Genomic DNA, 4,735 nt, shown 5'->3' on the forward strand with positions numbered 1-4,735 from the left:
GGCATGGGCGGGGCGGTCAGTGCAGGGGGATCGTCCGGATCAGGCCGGCGAAGGCCTGCTCTTCCGCCTCGGTCAGTTCCACGGACTCCATCGGGTGCGAGGCCGAGCTGCGCTGCGCCGGGATCATCGGCAGGCCCTCGTTGGCGCCGGGCTCCGGGTGGTGGAAGCGGCTGTCCCACAGCATGTGGCCGAGGCCGAAGACCCAGACGATCGCGGCCACGAGCAGGACGGCCAGGCCGATTTCCTGAGCGAGGGAGATGGAGGGGAACACGCGGATCCTCCAGGGAGGGGGCGGTACAAGCCGGGGCAAGATCGGGCGTGGAGATACTCAACACCACAACCGGTGGATTCGGTAGGGATGTGTCGAGCGTCACGCCAGGGCCGAAAGTCCCCACCTTGCCCAGAAAAGGGCCCTTTACGGCTTCAGCTGCAGCTTGAAGCCCTCGTGGCTGCGTGCGAAGCCCAGCCGCTCGTAGAAGCGGTGGGCCGCGGTGCGCCGCTTGCTGCTCGTCAGCTGGACCAGGCCGCAGCCGCGCTCGCGGGCCCGCTCGACGGCCAGACGCATCAGCTCCGCGCCGAGTCCCGCGCCCCGCCGGTCCGCGCGGACCCGTACGGCCTCCACCACGGCCCGCTCGCGTCCGTTCTGGCCCAGGCCCGGTATGTAGGTCAGCTGGAGGCAGCCTAGGACGATCTCGTGCGCCCCGTCCGACGCGTGCGCCCCGTCCGTGAGGACCAGCATCTCGTTGCGGGGGTCCGCCTCGATGGCGGCGAAGGCCCGCTCGTGCGCCTCGCCGACCACGATCGAGGCCGGGTCGAGGACCTGGTCCTCGTCCGCGAGCAGGGCGAGCACGGCGGGCAGGTCCCGTCGGGTGGCGGTGCGGAAGGTCATGGCCAAATTGTGGCAGGGGGCCGGCCCGGACGGCGGCCGGACCCCCTGCGGCTCGTGGGAGCGGGGAGTTACGGGCGGAAGCGCAGCACCTGCGGGTCGTGGTCGCTGTTCTGCGCCGCGAACTCCGCGTTGATGTGCACGCTGTCGTACGTGAACTTCTTGATCGCCGGGCTGGTCAGGATCTGGTCCAGCACCTGCGCGTTGCCCTGGTAGACGTACGAGTAGCGCTCCGCCTTCGGCAGCGACTTGATCGCCGGGTACAGCGCCCCGCCGTCCGCGAGCGCGTCCGTCGTCGCCGAGAACTCGAAGTCGTTGATGTCACCGAGGACCAGGACGTTCGCGTTCTTGTCCGCCGCCAGGATCTCCTTGACGAAGCCGTTCACGGCCTGCGCCTGCAGCAGCCGCTTGGCCTCCGAGGAACGGACCGGCGGCTGGTGGTGCGAGGTCAGGCCCTCGTCACCGCCCTTGGAGCCGAAGTGGTTGGCGATCACGAAGACCGTCTTGCCGCGGAAGACGAACTCGCCCGCGAGCGGCTTGCGGCTGTCCGCCCACGCCGGGTTCGCGGGGTCGACGCGGCCGGGGGAGTGGGTCAGGGCGGCCTTGCCGTTCTCCTTGACCACGCCGGTCGCCGTCACCGCGTCGCCCGGCGCGCGCTCGGTGAAGGAGACCCGCGCCGGGTTGAAGAGGAAGACCTGGCGGATGTTGCCGCCGGGCTCGCCGCCGTCCTTCTTGTCCTCGGGGTTGACGGTCCGCCACTGGTACGCCGGGCCGCCCGCCGCCGTGATCGCCGCGGTGAACTTCGTCAGCGTCTGCTCGGCGGAGACGGTGCCGTCGTTCTTGGCGCCGTTGTCGTCCTGGATCTCCTCCAGGGCGAGGACGTCGGGGGAGGCGAGGTTCTCGACGACCGCCTTCGCCAGCGCGTCGAACTTCTCCTGCGGGTCGGTCGGGTCGAGGTTCTCCACGTTGTACGTGGCCACCGCGAGCTCCTGCTCGGCCTGCGGCTTGGTCTTCTCGGGGGCGAGGGTGCCCGCCGTGACCGTGCCGAGGGTGCGGGCCACCAGCGTGTAGCCGCCGAACTGGTTGAAGTCCAGCGGGCCCTCGGTGGTGCCGGTCAGCTTGTCGCCGACGTTGGCCACCGGGAAGGGCTGCTGCGCGAGGGGCGCGAGCTGCTGGATCTGGAGGCGGCCGGTGTTCTGGGACTCGTAGGAGCCGTAGACCGTGCCACCGCGCTTGGCGGCGTTCTCCCAGCCCTTCACCGTGACCCACAGCTCCGAGTACGGGTCGGTGGCGCCGACCACGCGGGAGGTGCCGATGCGGACGTTCATGCCCTCCAGGGACTCGTAGTAGTCCAGAGCGTAGCGCGCGGGCTCCAGGGTCAGGCCGTTGATGCTGCCGGCGGCGGCCGGGTCGCCCGCCGGGGCGTACTCGGCGGGCACCGAGTACTCGTTGACGGCGGTGGCCTCGGGCAGCGCGTTGCCGGAGGAGACCACGGTCACCGTCGGCTTGGAGATCTGGGTCACCGACTGGTTGCCGGAGTTCAGACCGCCGGGGACGTACTCGCCGACGGTGCCGGAGACCTTCACCGCGTCGCCCGCGGCGACGGTCGGGACGGAGCTGGTGAAGACGAACACGCCCTCACTGGTGGCGTCGTTGTCGTCGGCGTCCGGGTCCTGGATCCAGAAGCCGCGTGAGCCGTAGGTCCGCACGCCCGTCACGATGCCCTCGACGTCGGTGACCTGCTTGCCGTTCAGCGGGGATATCCGGGTGGTGCCCTGGATGTCGTGGATGCGTATCGGATCGGCGGACACGGCGCCTTCGGCCGCGTCGGCGGAGCCCGCGAGCAGGCCGGTGGCCAGCGCGGTGGCGACGAGGGCCGCGACGGCGGCGGAACGGGGATGCGAGGAGCGCATGGGCGGGAACTCCGGTGTGGGAGAGGGAAAGGAGGGGTGCGGCAGCGGGGTCGCAGCGAGATCTGCGGAAGGCGTGCCGCTCCCGATACATCTACGCGCGTCAATTTCCTGTGTGGCCAGCAAAGTTGTCAAGCCCTCCAGGGAACACGGCAGCTGACTGTGGGATGAACCAAAGGTGATGGCCCGCCGGATGGTCCCGAAATGCGTCTACGCTGGAGCGCCGAACGACGGCCACCGCTGTCATCTGCGCCACATCTGCCCTGCGCCGCCCTGCCTGCCATGTCGGCCATGTCGCCGATGTCCGCGCGCACATGACGGACCAATCGGTCGTCACGGCCCGCCGGCCCGGCTGCGCGCCCGGCCCCACCGCGTCCGCGAGGAGAACAGCACCATGTCCGCAGAGTCGCACCCCACGCTGCCGCCGGTACGGCTGCACTCCGACGCGGAACTGGCGCGCGACGCCCTCGTCGCCCCGCTGTTCGCGCGTGCCGTACGCCTCGCCCGCTGGGCCGGACCCGGGACGCGCGTCGGCATCGGCGGGGAACTCGCCGCGGACCAGCTGCCCGAGGCCGTCGCGGTGCTCGGCGTCGACGCCGCCGACGCGGACTCCGCCGGGTACGCGGGCCAGGCCTGGCGGGTCGCCGTGGACACCGGCCTGGTCGACGTGACGGAGCCGGAGGAGGGCGCCGGTCCCCGCAATGGTCAGGACGCCGGTCAGGGCGGCGAAGAGCAGTTCGGCACGGCCGCGCCCGGCGAGGACCTGGCGCTGGTGACGAGCGGTGCGCCCGGCGACGTGCTCGACCTGTGGCTGGCGGCCCTGGACACGGTGCTCGCCGACGCGGCGGTGCCCGACCTGAACGGCCTCGTCGACGCGCTGGACGCGGGCGGCGAGATCGACTTCGACCGGCTGGACTGGAACCCGGGCCGCGAGGCGGACTTCCTCGACGGGGTCCTCGCCAACCTCTACCTGCTCACCGTCACCGAGGGCGGAGCGGCGGACCGGCCGGTTCCGCTGCCGGTGCTCGCCGCGTCGATGGTCGTGCCCGACGGCATGGGCAACCCCACCGACGCCGTGCTGGAGCAGGTCTCGGACGCGATGATGCGCCTCGACGACCAGTTCAGGCAGCTGGAGCCGATCGGGCTGGTCGAGTACCGGCCCGTCGACGAGGAGCTGATGGCGGAGGCCGACGAGGCGGAGACCGCCGCCGGCGCGTCGCGGCCGGGCGGCCCCGCCGTCGTGGACGACGAGGACGTCTCCCGCTACGGCATGGTCCGCCTCACCGCGCTCGGCCTGTACGGGATCCGGGCCCGCATGCTGGAGGCCGGGGTCGAGGCCCCCGCCGTCGGCGAACTGGCCGACAAGGGCGCCGACGCACTGCTCGACGCGGTCTCCTTCTACCCCGAGGACGCCGCCCAGGCCGAGATCGAACAGTGGCTGGCCGGCCGCGAACTGCCCGCGGCGGCGGCCGAACTGCTTGCCGCCGCCCGCGGGGACGACGAGGGCGGCCCGCTGCGCCGGCTCCGTTGCCAGCAGGCCCTGGCGCCGGCTGGGCCGGAGGCCGAGGTGGCGGTCCGCGCGGTGCTGGACGACGCGGAGCTCGGCGGGCTCGCCCGGGTGTGGCTGGCGGAGCGCGGGGTGGCCGACGTACCGGCGCCGGACCCGGAGATGGTGTTCTGGTTGACGGTCGACACCATCGCGGCGCAGCTGGCCGCCGATGGGGAGACGGAGGAGCTGCCGCTCCTGATGGAGACGCTGACCGCCTATCACACGGGATTCTTCGAGCAGGTGTGGCGGGTGGAGCACCCGGCGACGGCGCACGTCCTGGAGGCGATGGGCCGGCTGCACCCGGACAAGAAGGCGGCGAAGGAGGCCCGCAAGGCCGCCTTCAAGGCACGTTCCCGCCGCCCCTGAGCCGAGCCGGGAGGTGGGTGGGGG

At 72.1% G+C, this 4,735-nt stretch carries 4 protein-coding genes; 1 reads left to right on the forward strand and 3 read right to left on the reverse strand.

Features of this window, described 5'->3' with window-relative positions:
* Positions 1–16 precede the first annotated feature (16 nt).
* The 3 genes from PV721_RS41380 to PV721_RS41390 all read right to left on the reverse strand — a co-directional run bounded on the left by PV721_RS41380 (position 17) and on the right by PV721_RS41390 (position 2,799).
* Positions 17–271 carry a hypothetical protein gene (locus PV721_RS41380; protein ID WP_319733767.1) on the reverse strand — a complete coding sequence of 85 codons (255 nt, stop codon included), beginning with the start codon at positions 269–271 and terminating at the stop codon, positions 17–19.
* A gap of 144 nt (positions 272–415) precedes the next feature.
* Positions 416–889: a GNAT family N-acetyltransferase gene (locus tag PV721_RS41385; RefSeq protein ID WP_319733769.1), complete on the reverse strand. Its 474-nt coding sequence runs from the start codon at positions 887–889 to the stop codon at positions 416–418.
* Between the two features lie 68 nt (positions 890–957).
* Complete coding sequence (locus tag PV721_RS41390) at positions 958–2,799, reverse strand: endonuclease/exonuclease/phosphatase family protein (RefSeq protein WP_319733770.1); 1,842 nt, start codon at positions 2,797–2,799, stop codon at positions 958–960.
* Between the two features lie 391 nt (positions 2,800–3,190).
* On the opposite strand from PV721_RS41390, the gene PV721_RS41395 reads away from it, so the two are divergent.
* Positions 3,191–4,711 carry a hypothetical protein gene (locus tag PV721_RS41395; RefSeq protein ID WP_319733773.1) on the forward strand — a complete coding sequence of 507 codons (1,521 nt, stop codon included), beginning with the start codon at positions 3,191–3,193 and terminating at the stop codon, positions 4,709–4,711.
* The last annotated feature ends 24 nt before the right edge of the window (positions 4,712–4,735 follow it).

The organism is Streptomyces sp. MB09-01 (assembly GCF_033794505.1).
GTDB lineage: Bacteria > Actinomycetota > Actinomycetes > Streptomycetales > Streptomycetaceae > Streptomyces.

What these genes read in the sequence shown, in the direction of transcription:
- PV721_RS41385 (WP_319733769.1), bottom strand. Translation starts at nt 889, where the DNA reads ATGACCTTCCGCACCGCCACCCGACGGGACCTGCCCGCCGTGCTCGCC.
- PV721_RS41390 (WP_319733770.1), bottom strand. Translation starts at nt 2,799, where the DNA reads ATGCGCTCCTCGCATCCCCGTTCCGCCGCCGTCGCGGCCCTCGTCGCC.
- PV721_RS41395 (WP_319733773.1), top strand. Translation starts at nt 3,191, where the DNA reads ATGTCCGCAGAGTCGCACCCCACGCTGCCGCCGGTACGGCTGCACTCC.